This window comes from Methylophilus sp. 14, from assembly GCF_015354345.1.
Taxonomy (GTDB): Bacteria; Pseudomonadota; Gammaproteobacteria; order Burkholderiales; family Methylophilaceae; genus Methylophilus.
The window spans coordinates 1-22,672 of sequence record NZ_JADKYS010000007.1; the positions used below are offsets into that span (position 1 = coordinate 1).

The following is a 22,672-nucleotide window of genomic DNA, read 5'->3' on the forward strand; positions in this document are numbered from 1 at the left end:
AATCTGACCGCTTCTTGTTTGAATTCCTCAGTGAATCTTTTATTGCTCATTTAATACTCCTGTTAACCTCAATTATGAGGCTAAAAAGTATCTAATGCAGCCGGGGCGATTCAGTAAGTCCAGATGCAACATTTTAAGCCCATACACTAGTGACGCTGTAGTCAATCTGATTATCTGGGAGAGAAAACACAAAGCCCGAAAAATTAAAAAGCACCTCTTAACTTGAGGTGTTTTTCAACAATAAATCATACCGTTACGATTTATTAAGTGCAGTTAAAACCGACTGCAATACCCCAGGAAACTTCTGCTCAATCTCCGCAATTCTGAGCGCATTCATATGCTCAGTGCCTTCAATCAAGGTTTCCACTAATCCGGCTGCGCGCAGGATTTTAAAGTGATGCGACATGCTGGATTTAGGGCGATTTAAATCCAGCTCACCGCAGGTGAGTTTGCGGCCAGCATTCGCCAAACGGCCAACAATCTCCAGGCGCGTCGGCTCAGACAGGGCATACATGATGTCTGTCAGCTCTACTTGATCAATACTAGGATGCTTAATCTGGCGCATGGCATTATTTTATCATGCCACTTGATGTTATTCTATAATTCGATTATATTCGAACTATAGAAGTTAATTCATGAGTAAAAGCGTTATGCAACAACAAGTGTCATCACAAGGTATCCCCCTCGCCTTATATGCATTAATGGCCGGAGCATTCGGCATAGGCACCACAGAATTTGTGATTATGGGCTTGCTGCCCGAGGTCAGCCGCGACTTACAGGTCACTATTCCCATGGCGGGGTTATTAATCAGTGGCTATGCCTTGGGCGTGGCGCTTGGCGCGCCGATGATGTCTATCTTAATGGCCAAGTTTTCGCGCAAAAAGTCTTTGCTGTGGTTGATGGGCATATTTACGCTGGGCAACCTGATCTGCGCCATCGCGCCGGATTACACCACACTGATGATCGCGAGAGTGGTGACTTCATTTGCGCATGGGACGTTTTTTGGCATAGGCGCTGTGGTGGCGACCAGCCTGGTGCCCAAAGACAAGCGTGCACTGGCGATTGCATTGATGTTTACAGGCCTCACAGTGGCCAACGTGGTTGGCGTGCCTGCGGGCACCTGGTTAGGCCAACTCTTAGGTTGGCGATCAACCTTTTGGGCAGTGACCATGATAGGCCCGTTGGCATTGGCAGCGATCTACTTTCTGGTGCCCAGTGACCATCATGCAGAAAAAGTGGCGGTTAAGTCTGAGATCAATGCCTTGTTGCAACCGCAGGTGATTGCTGGATTATTGCTAACCATTATTGCAGACACTGGCTTGTTCGCCATCCTCACTTATGTGGCGCCGATTTTGACCGATGTGGCCCATTTTTCACCCGCGGCCATCTCCCCGGTATTTTTGTTATTTGGCGTAGGCATGGTGATTGGCAACATTATTGGCGCCAAGCTTGCAGACATCAACCTCGATAAAACACTCATCGGTGCGTTGATGCTCATCATCGCCACCTTGGCCTCTTTCTCGCTGTTTTCGCATAACCAGATCGCGGTCGTCAGCCTGGTTGGCTTACTCGGCATTGCGGGCTTTGCGATGGTGCCTTCATTACAGATAAAAATCCTCGAAAAAGCCAGCGGCGCCCCTACCCTGGCCTCTGCCATGAACATCGGTGCCTTCAATGTGGGTAATGCGGCCGGTGCCTGGGTCGGTGGGCTGGTGATTTCCTCAGGATTAGGGCTCACCTCGATAGGCTGGATTGCTGCCTGCATCGTATTTGTCGGACTCGTATTGGCGGTAGTCGAACTGCGACTGGTTGCAAGCCGCCCTCATTCAACACCTGCGTAAACACGCTTTCATCATCAAAGGACCATCATGGCTGACTTATTTTCAAGCTACCAATTAAAAGACATCACTCTCAGAAACCGCATCGCGATTCCACCTATGTGCCAATATATGGCCGAAGATGGCGTGGTGAATGACTGGCACCTGGCGCATTACACCTCGCTTGCCCGTGGCGGCAGCGGTTTGGTGATTGTAGAAGCGACTGGCGTCGCACCAGAAGGCCGCATCACACCGGGCTGCCTGGGCATATGGAATGATGCACAAGCTGAAAAGCTGCGTGAAATTGCGGCAGCCATCAAAGCGGCTGGTGCAGTGCCCGGCATCCAGATTGCGCATGCAGGCCGCAAAGCAAGCGCTAATAAACCATGGGAAGGCGATGACCATATCAAAGAAGGTGATGCGCGTGCCTGGCAACCTATTGCCCCCTCAGCCATTGCGTTTGGTGGCGACTTGCCACGTGTACCAAAAGCAATGACGATTGATGATATTCAACGCGTAAAAAATGATTTTGTAGCCGCGGCCAAACGTGCGCTGGATGCAGGTTTCGAGTGGCTGGAAATCCACTTTGCGCATGGCTACCTCGGGCAAAGTTTTACCTCTGCACATTCCAACCACCGCACCGATAGTTACGGCGGCAGCTTTGAGAACCGTTCGCGCTTTACCATTGAAACCCTGGAAGCTATCCGCGAGGTCTGGCCGGAGAACTTGCCACTCACGGCGCGATTCGGCGTGATTGAATATGATGGCAAAGATGAAGAAACATTGAGTGAGTCAATTCAACTGGTGAAAGCCTGGAAACAACGTGGCCTGGATATGCTCAGTGTCAGCGTAGGGTTTACCATTCCGGAAACCAATATTCCTTGGGGCCCAGCGTTTCTGGCCCCGATTGCCCAACGCGTACGTAATGAGGCAGGCATTCCCGTCTCATCCGCCTGGGGCTTTGGCGCACCGAATCTGGCAGATAACGCGATTCGTAAACAGGAGTTGGACCTAGCCATGATAGGCCGTGCCCACCTGGAAAACCCGCATTGGCCCTATTTCGCTGCCAAGCAACTCGGCAAAGAAAACGCTGCCTGGGTGCTGCCTGCGCCTTATGCGCACTGGCTGGCGAGATATCACAGCCCAACCCAAGACTAAGGCGGCGCGTTTCACGCATAAAAAAGCCTGCCCTCTGGCAGGTTTTTTTATCGGCCTGATATCGTTTTAAGGCTCACAGAAAGCTAAACGCTGTCAGCGCCCACTGACAGCTGAATCAGCATCACGAGGATGTTTTGACTGAACATGTCAACTTAGTATGGGTAGTAACAAAACAAATTTATAAAGCAATGTTTTGTGCCTTCATCAACTAAGGAAAAATATCATGAAAACATCTATTAAAACCAACGTGTTAGCAGCGACTTTCATTTGTATTACCTCAACCCATGCGATGGCTTTCGATACCGATGAAATCAAAGACAATCAAGCGCCGTTGTCTACTGAATTTAATCAACTTGATAAATCAGGGGATGGATTACTTTCTTTTACCGAAGCCTCAGAAGACAAGCTTTTCACCAAAAAGCGCTTTGCCAAAGCGGACGTGGATAAAGATGGCACCTTAGACCAAGACGAGTATTCCACTTATAAATCTAAAGCGGTCAACAAAAATGTGTCTCGCGTGGTCGATGATAGTGTGATTACCACTAAGGCGAAGGAAGAGTTGTTAAGAGCTAAAGATATCAAGAGCTTGCAGATCAGTGTAGAAACTTATAAAGGGGAAGTGATCTTGAGTGGTTTTGTTGAAAGCGCCGCGATGAAAGCAAAAGCAGAGAAGATTGTGGCGAAAATTGAAGGTGTGAAAGCGGTGAAGAACAGTTTAGAAGTTAAAAGCTAACTGCATCCGCCAGAAAACACAACGGCCTCCAAATTGGAGGCCGTTGTCTATGGAATGCGATAATGGTGAATCGAGGTCTTGAGATCAGATTTAATCACCAGACACTGACGGAATTTTATGAATACTTAAATCTGCGCCGTCAAACTCTGACTCGGCATCCAAGCGAATACCGACCATTTTCTTGATCAAGCCATAAACAATGACACCGCCGACCAGGGCAATGGTCACGCCGACCAGCGTGCCAATGATCTGGCTGATCACACTGACGCCACCCATGCCGCCTAATGCTGAGCAGCCGAAAATACCAGCGGCAATGCCACCCCAGGCGCCACACAAGCCGTGCAGTGGCCATACGCCAAGTACGTCATCAATTTTTAAGCGGTTTTGAGTGACGGTAAACGCCCATACAAACAGCGAGCCTGCCACGGCACCGGTGACTAAGGCACCTAGCGGGTGCATGACGTCAGATCCTGCGCAGACGGCGACCAGGCCCGCCAAAGGACCGTTGTGGACAAAACCCGGGTCATTTTTACCGAGCACCAGTGCGGCCAGGGTGCCGCCGACCAGTGCCATCAGGGAGTTAACAGCGACCAGGCCGGAGATATTCTGAATCGCTTGTGCCGACATGACGTTAAAGCCAAACCAGCCGACCGTGAGTATCCAGGCTCCCAACGCCAGGAAAGGAATATTGGATGGTGGATAAGCGTGCAAACGGCCATCTTTGGTATAGCGGCCATTACGTGCACCCAGCAATACCACCGCCGCCAGCGCGATCCAGCCGCCCATGGCATGCACCACTACCGAACCAGCGAAATCATGAAAACCAGCGCCAAAACTGGTTTTCAACCAGTCCTGTAAACCGAAATGGTTGTTCCAGGCGATGCCTTCAAAAAACGGGTAGACAAAACCGACAATGAGAAAGGTTGCGGCCATTTGCGGATTAAACTTGGCACGCTCAGCAATGCCGCCGGACACAATCGCAGGGATAGCAGCAGCAAAGGTGAGTAGAAAAAAGAATTTGACCAGGTCATAGCCACTTTTCGCCGCTAATACATCCGCGCCGGTGAAAAAGTTGATGCCATAGGCAATGCTGTAACCAATGAAAAAATAGGCGATGGTGGAGACACAAAAATCCACCATAATTTTAACCAGGGCATTGACCTGGTTTTTTTGACGCACGGTGCCGACTTCCAAAAAGGCAAACCCGGCATGCATTGCCAGCACCATGATGGCTCCCAGCAATACAAACAAGACGTCATTCGCTGACACTAATGCTTCCATTTCGCTCTCCAACTATCGTTTTATACACATGGGCGTTTTGCCTTTAGGCACGCCTTATTTTTAATGCGCAGGTTGAAAGCAAATATCAGACCATTTATATGTGGTTGATTTTAAAGGAAGTGCATTTTAGGTTATCGACAAAATGCACCAAAAATGAACACACTAAAGTGCATTGCACATTTTAAGTGCATTTTTACATAATTTCTGGCGGTTGCAGTTGTTTGAGCATTTCCACCGCATCAGGATGCGCCGCCCAAAAATAGTAAAACTCACGCACGGCGTTTAAAAACAGGTGGCGGGTATTTTTGAGGTTAAACAAAGGCAAGGTCGCATCGGCAGTGATGCGAAACGCATTTTTTTCTGTCATCGGTGCTTCACGCAAACGTAGCAACATCAGCTTGGCCATGCGTGTGCGCAACTCGATGTCCATCTCCTGCTTGTGCTCCATAGACTTAAGCGCTTTGACATAGCCGTTGAGCGCCCATAACTCCGAGGTTTCAAACTTCTCTGACTGCAAGGCTGGCCAGACGGACTGCAAGTCGATGACGGCCGGTTGCCAGCTAATCGGGTGCAACTCGAAACCAACGGTGTCCGCATATTGCATGACGGCTTTGACATCGCCACGCCAAAACGGATAAAACTCGCGGATAATGGTGAGCAATTCCGGCCAGCGTTGTGCCGGTTTATCGGCCAGGCAATCGTCAACCGCCTGGCGGTAGGCGGTGCTGGTACACTCCTGGTCTGCCAGTAAGGGGCTTAACTCCGCCAGCAAGGCATCACGCTGCGCCATAATGGCGTCATCCGCGCCCTTGCCATGCAATAAATTATAATAAGCTTGAATAGCGTCTGCTTCGCGACTTGAACTCATGACAGGCTGCACTGATATAGAGGAATATGAACTTGAAACATCATACACTGAAACATATGATCGCTTTACGGGAGAACAACAATGGCTGAATGGGCTTTATTGGCCATTTTGATTGCTGGCGCATGGTTTTGGATGGACTCTGTCGCCAAACGCGAAGCGGCCTTAAAGATAGGCCGTCAACTGGCAGAGCGTTGCCATCTGCAATTTTTAGATGAAACCGTTGCCTGCTCGCGCGTCGGCTTTGCCCGCGATGGCAATGGCCGTATGCAATTGCAGCGCACGTATACCTTTGACGTCTCCAGCCAGGGCGTGGAGCGTATGGCCTGCCATTTGCAACTGCGCGGTGCGCAACTGGTGGCCTGGCATATTCCACCCTACGCCGCGCAATAACACTCACGCAACAGATGGTCATCGGCCGCTTCGCCCCCTCGCCCACCGGGCCATTACACTTTGGCTCACTGGTCGCCGCCGTTGCCAGCTACTGCGATGCCAAAAGTCGCGGTGGACAATGGCTGCTGCGCATTGAGGATGTGGATCAAACCCGATATGTCGCGGGCGCCAGCGAAGAGATTATTCATACCCTGCAACGCTACGGCTTTGCGTGGGATGATGACATTGTTTACCAAAGCCAGCGCGGCGCTCACTACCAAACCGCCTTAGCGCAACTGCACCAGCGCGGCCTGGCCTACCCCTGTACCTGCTCACGCAAAGAGATTGCTGACTCCAGCACATTGCTTGGTATAGAAGGTGCCATTTATCCTGGCACCTGTTTGCAACATGCCACCAAACCCGGCGCCGCGGCTGCCTGGCGCATTAAAACAGATGCGCAAACCATCCGCTTTGCAGATCAGATTCAAGGCCAGCAGCAACACCAGATGGCCAGCGACATTGGTGACTTTGTCGTAAAACGTGCCGATGGGCTGTTCAGCTACCAACTGGCGGTGGTGGTAGATGACACCTTGCAAGGCGTCACGCATGTGGTGCGCGGGGCTGATTTGCTCAACTCCACCACGCGGCAAATTTACCTGCAACAATTACTGGGCTACCCCACGCCGGTTTACGCCCATATCCCGCTGGTGCTCAATGCCGACGGCCAAAAACTAAGCAAACAGACCTTGGCCACTGCGTTACCAGACGATAATGTTGTCGAGACACTGGTCGCAGCCCTCACTTTTCTGCAACAACCATTACCGGATAATGCCCTGTCATTGCCACTGGCAAACGTGTGGCAATGGGCCATCGCACACTGGCAACTGCCGAAAGTTACCAGCGATTAACAATTAGGGCGCCATCCAAATGGTAAAATAGCGGCATGAACCAAGATCGCAACCAAGACCAATTACACCCGTTTATTTTTGAGCAGTCTGCCGTGCGTGGCAACTGTGTCCAATTAGACCAAAGCCTGTCGACCGCGCTTGAGCACCAGACATTGCCACCGGTGCTAAAAAAAGCCATCGGCGAGTTTACCGCCGCCAGCGTGCTGCTGACCGCCACCCTCAAAATGCAGGGCAAGCTGATTTTGCAGTTGCAAAGCCAGGGTGCGCTGCAACTATTGGTGGTGGAATGTACCTCCGGGCTGAATATCCGCGCCACGGCAAAAGTCAGCGGTGAATTGCATGGCGATCACCTCACAGCCTGGCTCAAACAAGGGCAATTAGTGATTACCTTAATGCCTGAAGAAGGCGAGCCCTATCAAGGTATTGTGCCGCTAGAAGGCGACAGTATTGCCAGCATGCTAGAAAACTACATGCTGCGCTCGCAACAAATTGATACGCGTTTGTGGTTAGCCTCTGATGGCGAGCGCGCCTCAGGCTTGCTGCTGCAAAAGTTGCCGCAACAACAAGAAAGTGACCTCGATTGCTGGAATCGCGTGCAACATCTGGCAGGTACGGTCACCGATCAGGAATTGTTAAACCTGGACACCGTTACCCTGCTACAACGCCTGTTTGTAGAAGAAGATGTGCGCTTGTTCAGCGGCCGTGACGTGCAGGCATTTTGTAGCTGCTCACAAACCAGCGTCACCAATATGCTGCAAATGCTGGGCATGGCCGAAGTACGCAGCATCATTGAAGAACAAGGCAGTGTGCAGATTCAATGTGACTTCTGCAACAAACACTATGTGGTCGACGAGCAAGAAGCGCTGGCGCTATTTGACGAAGATGATGACCATGAGGTCACGCACTAAAAGCAGTTAATCCGCCAACAAGCGTTGGCGCTGACACTCAAATAGCGCCACCGCCGTGGCCGCTGCTGCATTCAGTGACTCCAGCGCCAAGGTCCCCTGATGCGCCATCGGAATAGTAATGCAAGTACTCACGGCAGATTGCAAGGCGGCTGAAATGCCCGCGCCTTCATTACCCACCGCAAACAGCACCGGTTCACGCAGAGCTTGCTGATACAAGCTCTCACCCTGCATGGTCAAGGCCAGGGTGTTTCCGGCAAACGCATTAACGACCTCTACCGCATCCACCCCTTCAACCACAGGCAACACAAACTGTGCGCCCTGCCCACCGCGCAAAGCCTTGGGTGACCAGGCATCGGTACAGCCCTTGCTCAAATAAGCCACCTGCACACCAGCCGCCGCAGCGGTACGTAACATACTGCCCAAATTACCCGGGTCCTGAATATCTTCAATCAGCAAGGCAAAATCCACGTTCTCAGGCAAGGCTGGCTCAGGAATATCCACCAGCGCCATCACGCCACTGCTAGACGCTACCGGTGCCAGCTCGGCAAACATCAACGTTGGCAGCAACATGGTGTCTACATCAGACAACTGCTGAATCAGCCCTGTCGCCTCTACCGTGCTATGCCCTTCGGGAATAATCAGCAAACGTGGCTCACCATAGGTTTGGCAATATGCCTCGATTAAATGCACGCCTTCAAGCAGCGTTGACGATGTTTTTTTACGCTCACGCGACTGATCGAGCAGTTTGCGTAGCTGTTTAAAAACGGGATTATCGCGGGAAGTGATGTGTTTGAAGGCCATGGCGGGATTATACGTGAATTGGTTAGGTGGCTGATTTTGGGATTATGAAGAAACATCATTTTCCTCAATTTTTACTTCGGTGGGCTCATGTGACTTACTTTTTCGCCTTTCGGCGAGTCACTTTCTGGTGCTTGTCCCCCAGAAAGTAACCAAAGAGGACGACACCCAGCCATCACGGCCTGACGGCTCCCTTGCGTTGCTCAACAAAATAAGCCGGTCACGAAACTCGCCCTAGCAGCTTGCACACGACGCAAGCTGCCGCGGAGCTCAGACAGTCGCTCCCTCTACTCTTATTTTGTTTCCGCTACTCAGCGTGATGGGATGGGATTATTCTCATTTAAGCAGCAGCGTAGAAGTTGGGACAATTCAAAAGAATTCTTTTCTTATAACCATCGAGAGTTGCAGTCGCATGGTGTTCGGGGTCCCCATCTGACGCGCCGAGCAACGCAGGATTGGCGGGGGATTTCGGCAATCAACTGTTTGAGCCCCGCAACAAGCCACGTTCTGTGTGGCTTGTCAGGACGAGTTTTTGATTGACGCCCGGCAAGCCGAGTAGCACAGGATAAAAGCGGAAGCTGGGGTGCATTTCTTTTGGTTACTTGTTCTTTGTGCAAGCAAAGAAAAGTAACTCGCCGAAAAGGCGAAAAGCATCTCAACGACATAATCCATACGCTCCTCAGCATGCCATCCGACATAAGAATGACTTTCTAGCACATCAAAAAAACCAGTCTCACCAAAGCCTCCATCCAATTCACGTATAATCTTATTCATGGCAAAAACATTAGATTTAGAACGTATCCTGCACCGTCAGGGTTTTGGTACACGCAAAATGTGCCGCATTTTAATCGTCAACGAAGAGGTCACCGTCAACGGTGAAATGTGCGATGACCCGGACGCCAAGTTCGCGTTAGACGACACACTGCATTTCACTGTGAGTGGCGAGGCCTGGCAATATCGCGAACATAGCTATCTGCTGATGCACAAGCCTGCGCATTATGAATGCACGCATAAAACCCAGTTCCACCCGACCATTTACACGCTGTTACCTGAGCCACTGGTGGAGCGCGGCATTCAATGCATAGGCCGTCTGGACGAAGATACGACTGGTTTGATTTTACTGTCGGATGATGGACAGTTTATCCATAAAGTCAGCTCGCCCAAGCACCATGTGCCCAAGGTATATGAGGTGACTTGCAAACACGCCTTGAGTGCGGCTGACCTTGAGCATTTGCTGTCTGGTGTCAAACTGATTGACGAAGAGGAAACCATTGCGGCACTGGCGGTGACCAGCGTGTCGGCAACGGTGATACACATGACGCTGGCGGAAGGAAAATACCACCAGGTCAAACGCATGATTGCGGCGATTGGCAACCGTGTTGACGCGTTGAAACGCATTCAAATTGGCCAACTGACCCTGCCTGAATCGTTGGCGGCAGGCGAATGGCGCTGGCTGACCGCTGAAGATTTAATTGCTGTGCAGTCTTAATGTGCGCTTTGTAATCACATCACTCACAAGGAAACTCTATGACGTGGATAACCCTGGTAATTGCTGGCTTGTTTGAAACGGCCTGGGCCATAGGCTTGAAATATACGGATGGATTCACCCGCTTCTGGCCATCATTCTGGACCATTCTGGCGATGGTCATCAGCGTCTGGTTATTGGGTCTGTGCGTCAAGTCTTTGCCCGTAGGCACGGCTTATGCGGTGTGGGTGGGCATAGGCGCTGTTGGTACGGTGATTGGTGGTATCTGGCTATTTAACGAACCGGTCTCTGCACTACGCATCATTAGTTTGTGCTTGATTATGGCAGGGATTATCGGTCTTAAACTCGCCACCTTGCAGTCTTAATCACGCAAACTTAATCACTCGGCCTTCAAGCAAAGACCGTCAACACAGACGGAGGAAACAAGTGTATTTTTTTGTCTCCGTACGCAAAAAAGCGGTATGATCATGACACCATCGTTTGACTGGAGCGAGTATTTTGCAACCTCCCGCCATCCCGGCCAATGAAATAGAGCGCCTGCATGTCTTACATGCACTGGCCATTCTCGACACCCAGGCAGAAGAACGTTTTGACCGCCTGACCAGGATTGCAACGCGCATGTTCGATGTGCCGATTGCGCTGGTCAGCCTGGTGGACACCAACCGCCAGTGGTTCAAATCATGCATGGGTTTGCCTGTGCTGGAAACGCCCAGAGACATTTCCTTCTGCGGTCATGCCATTTTGGGCAATGACACTTTTGTCATCAATGATGCCTCAAAAGATCCGCGTTTTATGGACAATCCACTGGTGACGGCTGCACCGCATATCCGCTTTTATGCAGGCAGGCCGATACGCACGATGCGTGGTTTTAAAATTGGCACCTTATGCCTGATAGACACCAAGCCACGCGCCTTTGACGCCGAATATCTCGCAGACCTGAACGATCTGGCCGTGATGGTGGAAAATGAGCTGGCGGCGATTGAAATGGCGACCATGGATGAACTGACCGATTTAAGTAATCGGCGTGGATTCATCATGCTCACCGAGAAATACCTGAACTACTTCACCCGCCACCACGTGTTTGCCACGCTGGTCTTTCTGGACCTGAATGGATTTAAACCGATTAATGACACTTATGGCCATGATGAAGGCGACCGGGCCTTGCAGGCGTTTGGCAAAGGGTTGAAACTGGTGGGCCGCAGCTCAGATATTTTTGCCCGGCTGGGTGGAGATGAGTTTGTCATCTTGCTAGCGAACGCCCGCCAGCACGAAGCACACATTTATGTAGACCGCTTAACGACGTACCTGGATACGGTCAGACAGCAGCAACGTCAACCATACCAACTCTCGTTTGCCCAAGGCATCGTCGAGTTCGACCCACAACTGCCAAAATCCGTTGAGCAACTGCTGGTGGAAGGCGATGCACTGATGTATCAACGCAAAAAATCTACCGCGTTGTTACACCAGCCGCACCCCGCCATCAAATGACTTGAATGGACGGGGACCGGCTTAACTACCCAACAATTTTTGCGCTTTGGCCGTGGCGTTATTGGCCGACCGTTTTTTAGCGCTGACCGCATGGTGATTTTTTCCGGATCCGGCCTGTTGTGCCACACAGGCACCACCTGCACTGCCCAGTCCAGCGCCAATCACCGCCAGTAAACGGCCGCCACCCAAGCCGCGGCCGAGAATCGCACCGCCAGCACCGCCGACTGCCCCACCCAGCATGGTATGAGGCTGTGTCTTGCCACCACTGGCAACCACGCTACCAACGGCACCACCGACTGCCCCGCCCAATACCTCACCGGCAGGACCCAGCATGACTGCACCAATCGCCGAACCAGCCAAGCCACCGACACCACTGGCGCCGACGGCCTGATTATTGCAACTTTGCGCCTGCGCAACATGGCTCATGCATAACAGGCTGACAGATAATATCCAGATTCTCATACAGATCCTCCAGGCTCAATGCCCATGCTTGATGATTGGGAGTTAATCATGGTCATGATGACCACGGCCATGATGGTGGCCATGTTTTTTACCTTTTTTACCACGATAACTTCTCTGGTATGGATCAGGTTCGTCAATCACCTTACCAACCACTGCGCCGCCAGCACCACCGACCCCTGCGCCGACCACAGCACCAGTCGTGGTTCCGCTCACTTTACGACCAACAATCGCACCGGTTGCGCCGCCTGCGGCACCACCCAGAATAGCGCCTGTACGGCCTGAACGGCCAGTTGTCGCGGCGCCACCCAGGCCACCGCCTACCGCGCCACCAATCACTTCACCTGTGCTACCACCGAGTACACTACCTACCGCAGTGCCTGCAGCGGCACCTACGCCACCGCCCAGCCCGGTTTCCAGATTATCCGCCATGGCGGTTGTCGATAACAACGCCAACACACCCCATACCTTGCACATATTTAAAAATTTCATATCTTCCCTTATTTGAATAACTGCTTGCTTGAATGTTGAGTTGATTAATTTTATGGTTTGAATTTATGTTATTTTAAACTGTCCTCTTAGACAGCATTGCTTTTAATATCTTGGTTTTTACTATCCCCCAACCGACTTACTGACATGATGCCAGCTACCCGTTTATCACGACTGTTTTATCCTTTGATTGCGTTAACCTTAACCGCCTGCTCGGCCCCGTTACCACCACAAGCAGAACAGGCTGTTATAAAACGTTTTGACCCGACCCAATATGTGGGCACCTGGTATGAAATCGCCAGATTGGACAACACATTTGAAAAGGGGCTGGAACAGGTGACTGCCAACTACAGCATTAAGCCGGATGGCACACTCAAAGTGGTTAACCGTGGATTTAGTCCGGAGAAAAACGACTGGAGTGAAGCCATAGGCAAAGCCAAGTTTGTTGACCCGGCCAATGCAGACGGTAGTCGCACAGGCCGCCTTAAAGTGTCTTTCTTCGGGCCGTTTTATGGCGATTACAATATTCTCGAAGTAGACCAGCCCTATTACAACTATGCTCTGGTAAGCAGCGGTCGTGACTATTTATGGATATTGTCACGGACGCCGCAACTCACCTACCCGATCAAACAACACCTGATGGCCAAAGCCAAAGAGCTGGGATTCGCCACCGACCAGTTATTGTTCATCCGCCAGTCCAACCAGGTTGAGTACGAATCCGGTCGACATGTGATGCCCCAGCATCACTAATTCCTGCCGCGTCAACCCACTGGAGATCAACGCGCGGGAGGGCTGCCCCTCCCGCTCTGTTCATTGCGCGTCTATCTGTTGTGGCTGCTCGCTTTCAGGGCCTGCCGCGGGCGCATCCATCACAGAATCCAACCCTGCAGGCACAGGCGCTGGCACGACTTCACCCGTGCTGTAGCGCAATGCACCTAATACCGCATACACGCCATCAGCCTGCTTGGCCAGTGTGGTGACCGTTTCCACATCCTGTTTGGAGGCCACTTCACCGCTCAACTGCACCACACCTTGCGCATCGGCATCGACCTGAATATTGGACACATCCACACCATTGGTTTGCAAGGTGTTTTTCACATTATCAACCACGGTGTCACTAGGCAGAAAATTGTACATGGGCTCGGCTTTGGCTAGCACACCCGCAGCCAGTGCATTGGCACTACCACCCATTAATAATGCAATCATCGTACTCATTGCCAGATATCGGTTCATCTTATTCATGATGTTTCCTTTCTGTTGCATAAGGTGGCGAGTTGTTCAAGTTGTACAGAGGATGAATCAGTCAACACATGAAAGAACAACCCGCCGCAAGAAAAAAGCAAGCTACGCACTTGGGAGAGGATATGTAGCTTGCGAGGGGGTGTTTATTAGCCTTTTACCACGATGGCGTTTTTCACAGATTTCACGCCTTCAACGCTGGCCACCAGTTGCTCGGCCTTGGTTTTAAGGGCTGAGTCAGCAACAAAACCACTGATGAGCACTTCACCTTTGTGCGTTTCCACACTGATTTTGAGCGACTTCAAAGATTCTTCTTCCAGCAAGCGCGCTTTCACTTTAGTGGTAATCCAGCTATCTGACATCGCGCCTTTAATCGCTTTTTGACCAGTCTGTGTTTTGAGCTCTGCATATTCTTCGTAGCTCAAACTGCCATCCTTGTCATGGTCATAGGCTTTAAAATCTGGTTGCTTAACGCCTTTGTCCTGTTGCACTTCAGACCAGGTCAATGCGTTATTGGCATTCTTGTCCAGGGTATTAAATTCTTCCAGGTAAGGTTTTTCACCATTCTGGACTTCCTGCAAATCGAATGCGAAAGCATTGAGTGTGATGGTTGTCGCCAACAGGCCGCCAAAGATTGTTGCTTGTGTGTATTTTGACATTAACATGAGCGTCTCCTTTTTCACGCGTTACACAAAACAGTTCTGCTGTCTTGTGTGGCCATATTAATCAGGCACGCGTGTCAGGTCAGTCGTCCAACGACTGAAAGTCATGTCAGAATAAGACTACATTGAGGTTGATGCTGGCTCAGTCGATGGCAGAATCACTCTTGAGATAAGGCAACAGCACACGCGTGCTGGCACCTTGTTGCGGGGCGCTGGAGATTTCATAATGCCCACCAATGGACTCCACACGGTTACACATCCCGCTGATGCCATGCGTGCTATTAGTGAGCTTTTCCGGGTCAAAGCCGATCCCGTTATCGATAATTTCCAACTTGATATGCTGCTCGTCATGCATTAAATGCACAGAGACCTCGGTCGCCTTGGCGTACTTGCTGCAGTTATTCAAACTCTCCTGCACCAGCCGGTAAACAATCAGGCTGACCGTCTCGTTAATCGCCATTTCCTGCTCGGGCATAATAATATCCATTTGCCACTGGTTACGTGTCCTGGCTTCATCAATCAGGTTTTGCAACGAGGCAATTAAGCCAAAACTCTTAATCATGGCCGGATGCAGGTTCTGCACGATTTCGCGTTTAAAGTTAATACTACGATCCAGGTACTGGTTAGTCTTTTTGAGCTTGTCGGTCACCTGCGGCAATTGATCTTTCACATGCTTGATGGCCCAGGAGATATCCATCTTGATCGCGGTCAGCAAAGACCCAAGCTCATCATGCAACTCGCGGGATAGTTGATAACGCTCATGCTCAATATTAGTTTGCGCCTGCAATGCCTGGCGCTGCACGGTGGTGGTCAGACGCTGGATGTTGCGCTCATATTCGGCATTCTCATCGGTGAGGCGTACATATAAATTGGCCTTCTCCGCCAACTCACGTAACAAGCGGCGAATCACCAGCACCACCAATGAGACAAAAATCAGCGGGCAGGCCATGACAAACCAGCGCATCAGCTTACTGGTCATATCCCGCGTATCAGCCACTTCATCTCGGTAGTCCAGCACCAGCTTTTCAAACTGGCGGGACAACACCTCAATATTCCGGCTTTCCTTGACCCCTGAATCCAGCTTGACGACCGCCAATGCTTTATCAAACTGGCGCTTTTTGGCGAAATCAATGGTCACATTCATTTCGGCGGACTTTTTAACAATACTGTTCACCAGCTCGCTCATGGTGTTTTGTATCACCGGATGCTTGACCAGGTTGGTATGGTTGAGCAACTTATTAATATTGCGTAAATGCTGGCCCATTTGCTTGGTCGCATCATCATACGGCTGGAAATAATGCTCCGAACGCGTCAGCAGGTAACCGCGCTGCGCACTTTCGGCGATGGCCAGGTTAGACTGGGTTTTCGACGTTTCGAACAGCAACTGGTCTAGCATGGCTAACACATCAGTTTTTTCACGCGTGGTGACGATAAAACGGTCATTCACCACCAGCATGGCGGCTGCCAGCATCAGACTCACCGTGAGCAAAGCCACCGTGTTACCGCCAAAGGTATCACTGATTTTCTCCAGTCGATCAAGCAGGGCGATAAGGGTGGTTCTGACTTTTTGCATGGCGGTTGAGTGAAAAGATTGAAAAATCAGGCAATCCGGCGTAACGTTTTTTGCATGCATTGTTCACAATGCATCAGTCGCATCATAGCGGTGTTGCGAGTTAACAGCAACGTAAAGATGTGTTGACCCACCAATTTATAGACTGTCAGAGAATTCTGACTTTGATATCGGTGGCTGGCCGATAGGGAGATGACAGGCCGGTTGGGTAAGATAGCCACATGTTGAAAACACTTTTCGTTTAATCAACTGTCCAAACAGTCATCACGGTTTATTGGTGATCTTGAAGACGACACTGTAATCAGTATTTAAACCACGATTTAAAAAGGAGTTTCAAAATGTTTAATTTTTCAAAAGACAATGTTGAGAACACGACCGATCGTTTGGCCAAACACTCTGACCAGGCCATTGAGCAAATTGCTGCGCAGGTAAAATCGACTGCTAATGAGTTGCTGGATGCCGTCAATGACACCGCGGACAATACACAGGACAAGGCAAAAGAACTGATTCATACCTTGAAAAGCAATATTGACCGTTTGACCAATGAAGAAAATGCTGCGGCACTGGCCTCTAACTTGAGTTCAAAAGCGAGCCGTGTCAAAGAGCAGGTGCAGCGCGAAGTCAGCGATACTTATCACTCCATCAAGGACAAGACGGCAGATACCGTGCAGGAACATCCATTGGGCACCGTGCTGGTAGCCGCTGGTGTCGGTTTGCTGATAGGATACCTGTTGGGCACCAAACGTCGTGAATAAGCAAGGAAAGCTATGTGGGTAAACCTCTTGAAATTTGCCGCTGTTTTGTTTTTAAATCGCAAAGTGAGCGCATTGAAAGGTAGTTTTTTCAATCTGCGCCATCACGTAGCCGATTACACGGAAGATCGTGCGCAACAATTAAAACAGGACTTTCTCGAGGAAACTGAACGCCTAGCCACCAGCATGGTCGGCATGCTGGTGGTGTTTAGCATGTTCATTTTCACCGGTTTACTGGGCTTGATGTGGCTGTTTTCCCTCTTGTGGGAACATCCACACCGCTCCTTAATCCTTGGCCTAGCCATGCTGGTGCCAACGATTATCGGGGTCATCGCCTTTATTTCTGTACGTGCCATCTGGCACAAAAAACCGCTGTTTGCTGACTCGCTGGCCATGATTAACCAGGACTGGCGGTTGTTTAGAAAAGAAATGGCACCCGCAGAACAAACAGACGCGGCTGCCGCGCCAGACAATGATGGCGCAAAACCTGCAAATTAAACCCTTAACCCTGACTAATAAGTTTAAGAGAAGCGCATGAAAAGAATTCTTTTGGTAGATGATCACAGCATTGTACGTGATGGTTTACGTAACCTGATCGAGCTGGAAACGGATCTGCAAGTGACGGGGGAAGCCTCGTCCGGGGCCGAGGCGATCCAGTTGGTACGCAAAAACGAATATGATGCCATGGTGCTTGATATTTCCATGCCGGACAAAAACGGGGTGGATACCCTGCATGAATTGAAACATGTGGCGCCAAACCTACCCGTGCTGGTACTCAGTGGTTATGCCGAGGATCAATATGCCTTGAATTTAATGCGTAATGGTTGCAAAGGCTATTTAACCAAAAATGCAGATTCGGATGAGATTATCCTGGCGATTCGCACTGTCTCTGCTGGCAAGCGCTATATTTCCGCCGAACTGGCCGAGCTGATGACCAACGAACTCAGCCACCCCTCAGAGAAGCAATTGCACGAGACCTTGTCTGACCGTGAGTTTCAGGTCTTTGTCAAACTGGCCACCGGCCAGACGCCCACCGCAATTGCAGATGAATTATTTATCAGTATTAAAACGGTAAGCACTTACCGTAGCCGCATCCTGGAAAAAATGGCCATGAAATCGAATGCTGACTTGACCTACTATGCCATCAAATACGGTTTGCTTAATTAAGCCAATACGATTGAACGCATGAATATAACCGCCAAGCAGCCTGTGTTAACCCTTTATTGGACATCAGTCACTGGTTAAACCGTCATGTATAGATTATTGTTAGTTGAAGATTCCGCACTGATTCGTGATGTCATCGTCGAGATGTTGCATGACTGTGACCAACTGGATGTCAGGGATATCGCCACCACCAGTGACGAAGCCATTGATTTGCTTAATGCAAGGCAATACGACATGATCGTGCTGGATATTGAGTTAGCCAAAGGCACGGGCTTTGATGTGGTGCGCCACACCCGCCAGCAAGGCTATCCGTTTAAAGCGCCTGACATCGTCATGCTGACCAACCACGGCAACAGCTATTACCGCAACTTGGCGCATAATATGGGCGTTGAGTACTTTTTTGACAAATCCCTGCAATTTGATGAATGCATGGACGTGATCCAGCAACATGCAAATGCGTTGAACTAACCCTCACCTCCTCTCGCAAACCGACATGACCATCGCTACCTGGGAATTACTGAGCTATATCGTCACCGTCGTCGGTTTGCCACTCGCCATTCTCACCTTTGTGCTGGAACAGCGTAAAGAACGCGAGAATGAAGATGAAGAAGTCTACCAATTGCTGGCAGATAACTATACGGACTTCCTTAAACTGGTCATGGCCTATCCTGACCTGCAATTACGCTCACAAAGAGACCCCATGCCCATGACGGCAGACCAGGAAGAGCGCAAACTGGTGTTATTCGAAATCCTGATTTCGCTGTTTGAACGCGCCTATTTGCTCACTTATGACCCTGACATGCGCGGCAAACGCCTGCGGCGCTGGATGTCCTGGGAGGACTATATGCGCGAGTGGTGCCTGCGTGAAGATTTCCGCCAGCATTTACCGCGGTTACTGGTTGGTGAAGATGCAGATTTCGTCGCGCACATTACGCGCATTGCACAAGAGGCCAGCGCTCATCCCACGTAAAGCCGTGGGGATTTAAACCGACTTATTTCTTCAACGGTGTCAGTTTAAACCCGGCTTGTTTAAACGCTTGCAACAAGCCATTTTGCCCGGCCAGATGGGCCGCGCCAACCGCAATAAACACCGGCCGCTGGCGGGCCTGGTCGATACTACGGGCGGCCATCACCACATTGCGCTCATCGAGCAACTTCACCCGCATACGCTGCCACAATGCCGCGGGCAAGATGCCGCGCGTCATGGCATCATCCATATTGGCAACCTGCTCGGCATCTCCGGCCAAGTAGGCCTTCATTAACCTTTCAAAATCACCTTCTTTTTGTTTCTGGCTACGCTTGAGCACCGCGCGCAACATCAGCAATTGCTCGTCCAGCGTCATGCCATCCATGACGCCAAAATGCTCTTGTGCACTTTCCAGCCCCAGTACCTGTTTATCCAGTTCTTCCGCCTTGGCCTTGAGTAAAAAATCCTGCGCGAACGGTGTTTGCGGCTTGGGCAAATCAAACATCACCGCCAGCAACCACGGCTTCATTTTGAGGACCCGTTCCATCGGGATCACATGCATGTCGGCCAGACTGGCGACTTTATCCAGCTCGGCTTCTGATAAATATTGTTTCAGGCTACCCTGTGGCAATTGCAACAAAGATGCTGGTGGTGCATCTGCCACTTCGAGCATAAACACATCCACCTGTTTAAGTGCCTGCACGACCGCTGGGGAGAAATCAGTGACGCGATTATCGTCAGTATGCATGGTGCCAAACAGATAACTCACCTGCCCGGCTGGGGACTCGAGCTGCCAGAACAGGCTTTTTTCAGCCGCACAGGCCTGCTGGCCCAGCCATAAAAACACCGCGGCACACAGCCATAGCCCGCGCGTCAGGCACTTCATCGCTTTATTCATCCACATCAGCCAATATCCTTATTACTCATCAGCCGACATCCTCTCATAAATGACAACGCTCATGCCATTTTCACCTATCGGCGACACATGACATCGACCAGGTGTTGTCACTTATTTGATACGGAGATACCATGTGTTAAATAATATCAACAAGATGCTCAGGGAGATTGCCATGCACCCGACCGACCAGGCAGCAGAAACCGACCCACATAAAACGCACTCTTTTGAAGCCGTACTGGATGCGGAAATGCGGGGTATGGCACATTTGCGCCAGGACATTCATCGTGAAAACCTGATTGGCCTGGCCTTTTCTGGTGGCGGTATCCGCAGTGCCACGCTCAACCTCGGCATCCTGCAAGGCCTGGCAAAAAAAGGCCTGCTCAACAAATTCGACTATCTTTCAACCGTCTCTGGCGGTGGATATATCGGCGCCTGGTTTTCCAGCCTGGTTAAACACAGCAACCATGTGAATACCGTGCAGGCCGAGCTGGTGCTCTCTACACAGCCACAAAACAGTGTCGCGCGCCAGCTGACAGCCACCGAACAAGCCATTCTCTGGTTGCGCAGTTATAGCAACTACCTGACGCCCAAAACCGGTTTATTCACCGGCGACACGCTAGCGGCCCTGGCACAATGGATGGCCAACACCCTGCTCAACCAGGTGCTGCTGCTCTGCGTGCTCATCGTCTTGATGATGTCTGTGATCTTTTTCAGCCACTCAGACATACAAGGCACCTTGCTACCCGCATTCACACTGGATAGCGATCTGTTAAAGCAACTGTTTGCAAATACCGCACAAACGGTCACGGGCAAAACAGGCATCATCCTGGCATTAATCAGCCTGGCCAGCTCATTCTACTTCAGTCGCCGCAACTGCCTCAGCAGCGCCCATGCTCTTTACCCGGTGGCGGCATTTCTGTGTGGGGTGGCAGGCTTTAGCCTGCTGCTGTGGGCCATCCCACCATCCAGCTGGCAACAGCTATTCACCACCTATGCGGTCGATGACGAGGCAAATCAACTCCAGCCAAACTACTGGATAGGCTTGGGCGTGCCGGTGATTTCACTGCTGATTTCTGCCGGGCTGGTCGCCATCATGGGGCTCAGTGGACGCCTGTTAGACGTCAGTACGCGTGAATGGTGGCATCGTATCGGCGGCATTAATATTGGGTTTTGTGTCATCTGGCTAGCGCTGTTCGCTTGTGCACTTTATATTCCAGTGCTCATCCATCACTGGCTGGGTAGCCTGGGGACCACGGAAAAAAGCCTGACCGGCGTAGGCTCATGGTTGCTGGCTTTTTTCACCGCCAGACTAGGGAAAAGCCGCACGACGGGAGCGGAGTCACCCAACAGCCTGAAAGGCAAATTCACCACAGCCCTGCCCTATCTCGTGGTCGCACTCATTCTGCTGGTCTCTGGCTACCTGAGTTTCAGCCTGTATCTTTCGCCGCATCGCAGCCTGTGGTTTGCCGCTGCTTTGTTGATCGTCGTGCTCGGCAGCTGGCGCATTGATATCAACGTGTTTTCATTGCACAATTTTTACCGCAACCGCCTGACGCGTTGCTATCTGGGTGCCACCAACAATCACCGTAAACCCAACAGTTTTACCGGCTTTGATAATAATGATGATGTCACCATGTCCTCCCTGCGTGGGCAACGTCCTACGCATATTGTGAACACGGCGGTCAATATCAGCGATGGCTCGCAACTGGCCTGGCAACAACGTCAGGCGGCCTCGTTTATGTTTAGCCCCTATTACTGCGGCTTTAAATTACCTGATAACGAAGTCTGGTATGACACCCATCACTATACTGGCGAAGGCGGCCCGGAGCTGGGTAGCCTGGTATCCACCAGCGGTGCAGCAGCCAGCCCTAATATGGGGTATCACACCAACCCGGTCATGGGTTTTATCATGACCATTTTTAATGCGCGCCTGGGGCGCTGGTTTGGCAACCCGCTGCATGAGAATTACTTTAACCGGCTGCTGATGCGATTGAACTGCAAACTGCGGCTGCGCAACCCGCCACAACGACAATCACCGTTCTGGAACCTGTTCTACCTGATCAAAGAGCTGATCACCAACACCGGCTCGACCTCGGGCTATTTATACTTGTCGGATGGCGGCCATTTTGAAAACCTGGGAATTTATGAACTGGTGCGCCGCAGGTGCAAGCTGATTGTCGCCGTGGATGCTGGGGCTGATGGCTGCTATGAATTTGAAGACCTGGGTAATGCCATCCGTAAATGCAAAGTGGATTTCGGCATCACCATCAAACTGGATATCAATCCCTTATTGCCAGTCAACGAATGCAAATATGGCTTGTTTAAATGTGGCAGCCGTCATTTTGCCATCGGCAGCATTGACTACATGGGCGACGGCGATCCGGCACATATGGGTTACCTGGTGTATATTAAAAGCTCACTGACGGGCGATGAGCCCAGCGACCTGATTAATTTTAAATTACAGGAACCGAGTTTTCCGCACCACAGTACCGTAGACCAGTTTTTTAGCGAATCCCAGTTTGAAAGCTATCGCAGATTAGGCGAACATATTGCGCAAAACCTTAAACTGCCAGCCAATCATCCAGATAAAATAGTCGCCGAGCAGATACAAGCACTACTCCCAGGCCTGCTGGAGAGCGTGACTTAAGCCATCACCGA

The 22,672-nt window shown here is 50.8% G+C and carries 27 protein-coding genes; 16 read left to right on the top strand and 11 right to left on the bottom strand.

The features are described from left to right. Positions 1-253: 253 nt before the first annotated feature. Positions 254-565 (bottom strand): helix-turn-helix transcriptional regulator, encoded by a 312-nt coding sequence (locus tag INP78_RS13010; protein ID WP_194742634.1) that lies wholly within the window; start codon positions 563-565, stop codon positions 254-256. Between the two features lie 70 nt (positions 566-635). Here INP78_RS13010 and INP78_RS13015 point away from each other — a divergent pair, with 70 nt between their 5' ends. From INP78_RS13015 to INP78_RS13025, 3 genes are all read left to right on the top strand, one after another. Beyond that, complete coding sequence (locus INP78_RS13015; RefSeq protein ID WP_228522890.1) at positions 636-1,841, top strand: MFS transporter; 1,206 nt, start codon at positions 636-638, stop codon at positions 1,839-1,841. A 27-nt stretch (positions 1,842-1,868) separates the two neighbouring features. Continuing rightward, the gene (locus INP78_RS13020; protein ID WP_194742635.1) at positions 1,869-2,975 is read left to right on the top strand and encodes an NADH:flavin oxidoreductase/NADH oxidase; all 1,107 of its coding nucleotides are present in this window, start codon (positions 1,869-1,871) and stop codon (positions 2,973-2,975) included. A gap of 223 nt (positions 2,976-3,198) precedes the next feature. After that, positions 3,199-3,708, top strand: a complete 510-nt coding sequence (locus INP78_RS13025; RefSeq protein ID WP_228522891.1) for a BON domain-containing protein — start codon at positions 3,199-3,201, stop codon at positions 3,706-3,708. A gap of 90 nt (positions 3,709-3,798) precedes the next feature. Here the strand turns inward: INP78_RS13025 and INP78_RS13030 are convergent, their stop codons facing one another. Together INP78_RS13030 and INP78_RS13035 are read right to left on the bottom strand one after the other, a co-directional pair. Continuing rightward, on the bottom strand, positions 3,799-4,989 hold the full coding sequence (locus INP78_RS13030; RefSeq protein ID WP_194742636.1) for an ammonium transporter: 1,191 nt from the start codon (positions 4,987-4,989) through the stop codon (positions 3,799-3,801). A gap of 193 nt (positions 4,990-5,182) precedes the next feature. Next, complete coding sequence (locus INP78_RS13035; RefSeq protein WP_194742637.1) at positions 5,183-5,857, bottom strand: hypothetical protein; 675 nt, start codon at positions 5,855-5,857, stop codon at positions 5,183-5,185. A gap of 81 nt (positions 5,858-5,938) precedes the next feature. On the opposite strand from INP78_RS13035, the gene INP78_RS13040 reads away from it, so the two are divergent. Genes INP78_RS13040 through INP78_RS13050 form a run of 3 tightly spaced genes read left to right on the top strand, consistent with a single transcriptional unit; the run spans position 5,939 to position 8,042 of the window. Then, a complete protein-coding gene (locus tag INP78_RS13040) occupies positions 5,939-6,247 on the top strand; it encodes a DUF3301 domain-containing protein (RefSeq protein ID WP_024929275.1) in 309 nt (102 codons plus the stop codon). A 14-nt stretch (positions 6,248-6,261) separates the two neighbouring features. Then, on the top strand, positions 6,262-7,134 hold the full coding sequence (gluQRS, locus tag INP78_RS13045; protein ID WP_194742638.1) for a tRNA glutamyl-Q(34) synthetase GluQRS: 873 nt from the start codon (positions 6,262-6,264) through the stop codon (positions 7,132-7,134). Between the two features lie 35 nt (positions 7,135-7,169). Then, on the top strand, positions 7,170-8,042 hold the full coding sequence (locus tag INP78_RS13050; protein ID WP_194742639.1) for an Hsp33 family molecular chaperone HslO: 873 nt from the start codon (positions 7,170-7,172) through the stop codon (positions 8,040-8,042). Positions 8,043-8,048: 6 nt separating this feature from the next. Here INP78_RS13050 and INP78_RS13055 read toward each other — a convergent pair whose 3' ends face one another. Beyond that, complete coding sequence (locus tag INP78_RS13055) at positions 8,049-8,843, bottom strand: RNA methyltransferase (RefSeq protein ID WP_194742640.1); 795 nt, start codon at positions 8,841-8,843, stop codon at positions 8,049-8,051. 516 nt (positions 8,844-9,359) lie between these two features. Further along, on the bottom strand, positions 9,360-9,614 hold the full coding sequence (locus INP78_RS13060; protein ID WP_194742641.1) for a hypothetical protein: 255 nt from the start codon (positions 9,612-9,614) through the stop codon (positions 9,360-9,362). Between INP78_RS13060 and INP78_RS13065 the strand changes: the two genes are divergently transcribed. From INP78_RS13065 to INP78_RS13075, 3 genes are all read left to right on the top strand, one after another. Then, a complete protein-coding gene (locus tag INP78_RS13065; protein ID WP_194742642.1) occupies positions 9,613-10,329 on the top strand; it encodes a pseudouridine synthase in 717 nt (238 codons plus the stop codon). The two genes, INP78_RS13060 and INP78_RS13065, sit on opposite strands and share 2 nt — an antisense overlap. A 38-nt stretch (positions 10,330-10,367) precedes the next feature. After that, positions 10,368-10,691, top strand: a complete 324-nt coding sequence (gene sugE, locus INP78_RS13070) for a quaternary ammonium compound efflux SMR transporter SugE (protein ID WP_194742643.1) — start codon at positions 10,368-10,370, stop codon at positions 10,689-10,691. A gap of 133 nt (positions 10,692-10,824) precedes the next feature. Beyond that, positions 10,825-11,814, top strand: coding sequence for a diguanylate cyclase (locus tag INP78_RS13075; RefSeq protein WP_194742644.1), 990 nt, complete (start codon positions 10,825-10,827; stop codon positions 11,812-11,814). A 21-nt stretch (positions 11,815-11,835) separates the two neighbouring features. On the opposite strand, the gene INP78_RS13080 is transcribed toward INP78_RS13075, so the two are convergent. After that, complete coding sequence (locus tag INP78_RS13080; RefSeq protein WP_228522892.1) at positions 11,836-12,276, bottom strand: bacteriocin; 441 nt, start codon at positions 12,274-12,276, stop codon at positions 11,836-11,838. Between the two features lie 42 nt (positions 12,277-12,318). Next, complete coding sequence (locus INP78_RS13085) at positions 12,319-12,765, bottom strand: glycine zipper domain-containing protein (protein ID WP_194742645.1); 447 nt, start codon at positions 12,763-12,765, stop codon at positions 12,319-12,321. Between the two features lie 144 nt (positions 12,766-12,909). On the opposite strand from INP78_RS13085, the gene INP78_RS13090 reads away from it, so the two are divergent. Next, positions 12,910-13,512: a lipocalin family protein gene (locus INP78_RS13090; protein ID WP_228522893.1), complete on the top strand. Its 603-nt coding sequence runs from the start codon at positions 12,910-12,912 to the stop codon at positions 13,510-13,512. 60 nt (positions 13,513-13,572) lie between these two features. On the opposite strand, the gene INP78_RS13095 is transcribed toward INP78_RS13090, so the two are convergent. From INP78_RS13095 to INP78_RS13105, 3 genes are all read right to left on the bottom strand, one after another. Next, positions 13,573-14,004, bottom strand: coding sequence for a BON domain-containing protein (locus tag INP78_RS13095; RefSeq protein ID WP_194742646.1), 432 nt, complete (start codon positions 14,002-14,004; stop codon positions 13,573-13,575). A 146-nt stretch (positions 14,005-14,150) separates the two neighbouring features. Next, positions 14,151-14,666 carry a BON domain-containing protein gene (locus INP78_RS13100; RefSeq protein WP_194742647.1) on the bottom strand — a complete coding sequence of 172 codons (516 nt, stop codon included), beginning with the start codon at positions 14,664-14,666 and terminating at the stop codon, positions 14,151-14,153. 139 nt (positions 14,667-14,805) lie between these two features. Beyond that, positions 14,806-16,236, bottom strand: a complete 1,431-nt coding sequence (locus tag INP78_RS13105) for a CHASE3 domain-containing protein (RefSeq protein WP_194742648.1) — start codon at positions 16,234-16,236, stop codon at positions 14,806-14,808. A gap of 335 nt (positions 16,237-16,571) precedes the next feature. Here INP78_RS13105 and INP78_RS13110 point away from each other — a divergent pair, with 335 nt between their 5' ends. The 5 genes from INP78_RS13110 to INP78_RS13130 all read left to right on the top strand — a co-directional run bounded on the left by INP78_RS13110 (position 16,572) and on the right by INP78_RS13130 (position 19,119). Beyond that, complete coding sequence (locus tag INP78_RS13110) at positions 16,572-16,988, top strand: YqjD family protein (RefSeq protein WP_194742649.1); 417 nt, start codon at positions 16,572-16,574, stop codon at positions 16,986-16,988. A 12-nt stretch (positions 16,989-17,000) separates the two neighbouring features. Next, entirely contained in the window at positions 17,001-17,483 is a 483-nt protein-coding gene (locus INP78_RS13115; protein WP_194742650.1) for a phage holin family protein, read from the top strand. A 36-nt stretch (positions 17,484-17,519) separates the two neighbouring features. Then, the gene (locus tag INP78_RS13120; RefSeq protein ID WP_194742651.1) at positions 17,520-18,152 is read left to right on the top strand and encodes a response regulator transcription factor; all 633 of its coding nucleotides are present in this window, start codon (positions 17,520-17,522) and stop codon (positions 18,150-18,152) included. Between the two features lie 84 nt (positions 18,153-18,236). Next, entirely contained in the window at positions 18,237-18,617 is a 381-nt protein-coding gene (locus INP78_RS13125) for a response regulator (protein WP_194742652.1), read from the top strand. Between the two features lie 25 nt (positions 18,618-18,642). Next, a complete protein-coding gene (locus tag INP78_RS13130; RefSeq protein WP_194742653.1) occupies positions 18,643-19,119 on the top strand; it encodes a hypothetical protein in 477 nt (158 codons plus the stop codon). A gap of 22 nt (positions 19,120-19,141) precedes the next feature. Here INP78_RS13130 and INP78_RS13135 read toward each other — a convergent pair whose 3' ends face one another. Beyond that, positions 19,142-20,020, bottom strand: a complete 879-nt coding sequence (locus tag INP78_RS13135; protein WP_194742654.1) for a TraB/GumN family protein — start codon at positions 20,018-20,020, stop codon at positions 19,142-19,144. Positions 20,021-20,147: 127 nt separating this feature from the next. Here INP78_RS13135 and INP78_RS13140 point away from each other — a divergent pair, with 127 nt between their 5' ends. Further along, complete coding sequence (locus INP78_RS13140; protein ID WP_368667999.1) at positions 20,148-22,661, top strand: patatin-like phospholipase family protein; 2,514 nt, start codon at positions 20,148-20,150, stop codon at positions 22,659-22,661. Positions 22,662-22,672: the final 11 nt, after the last annotated feature.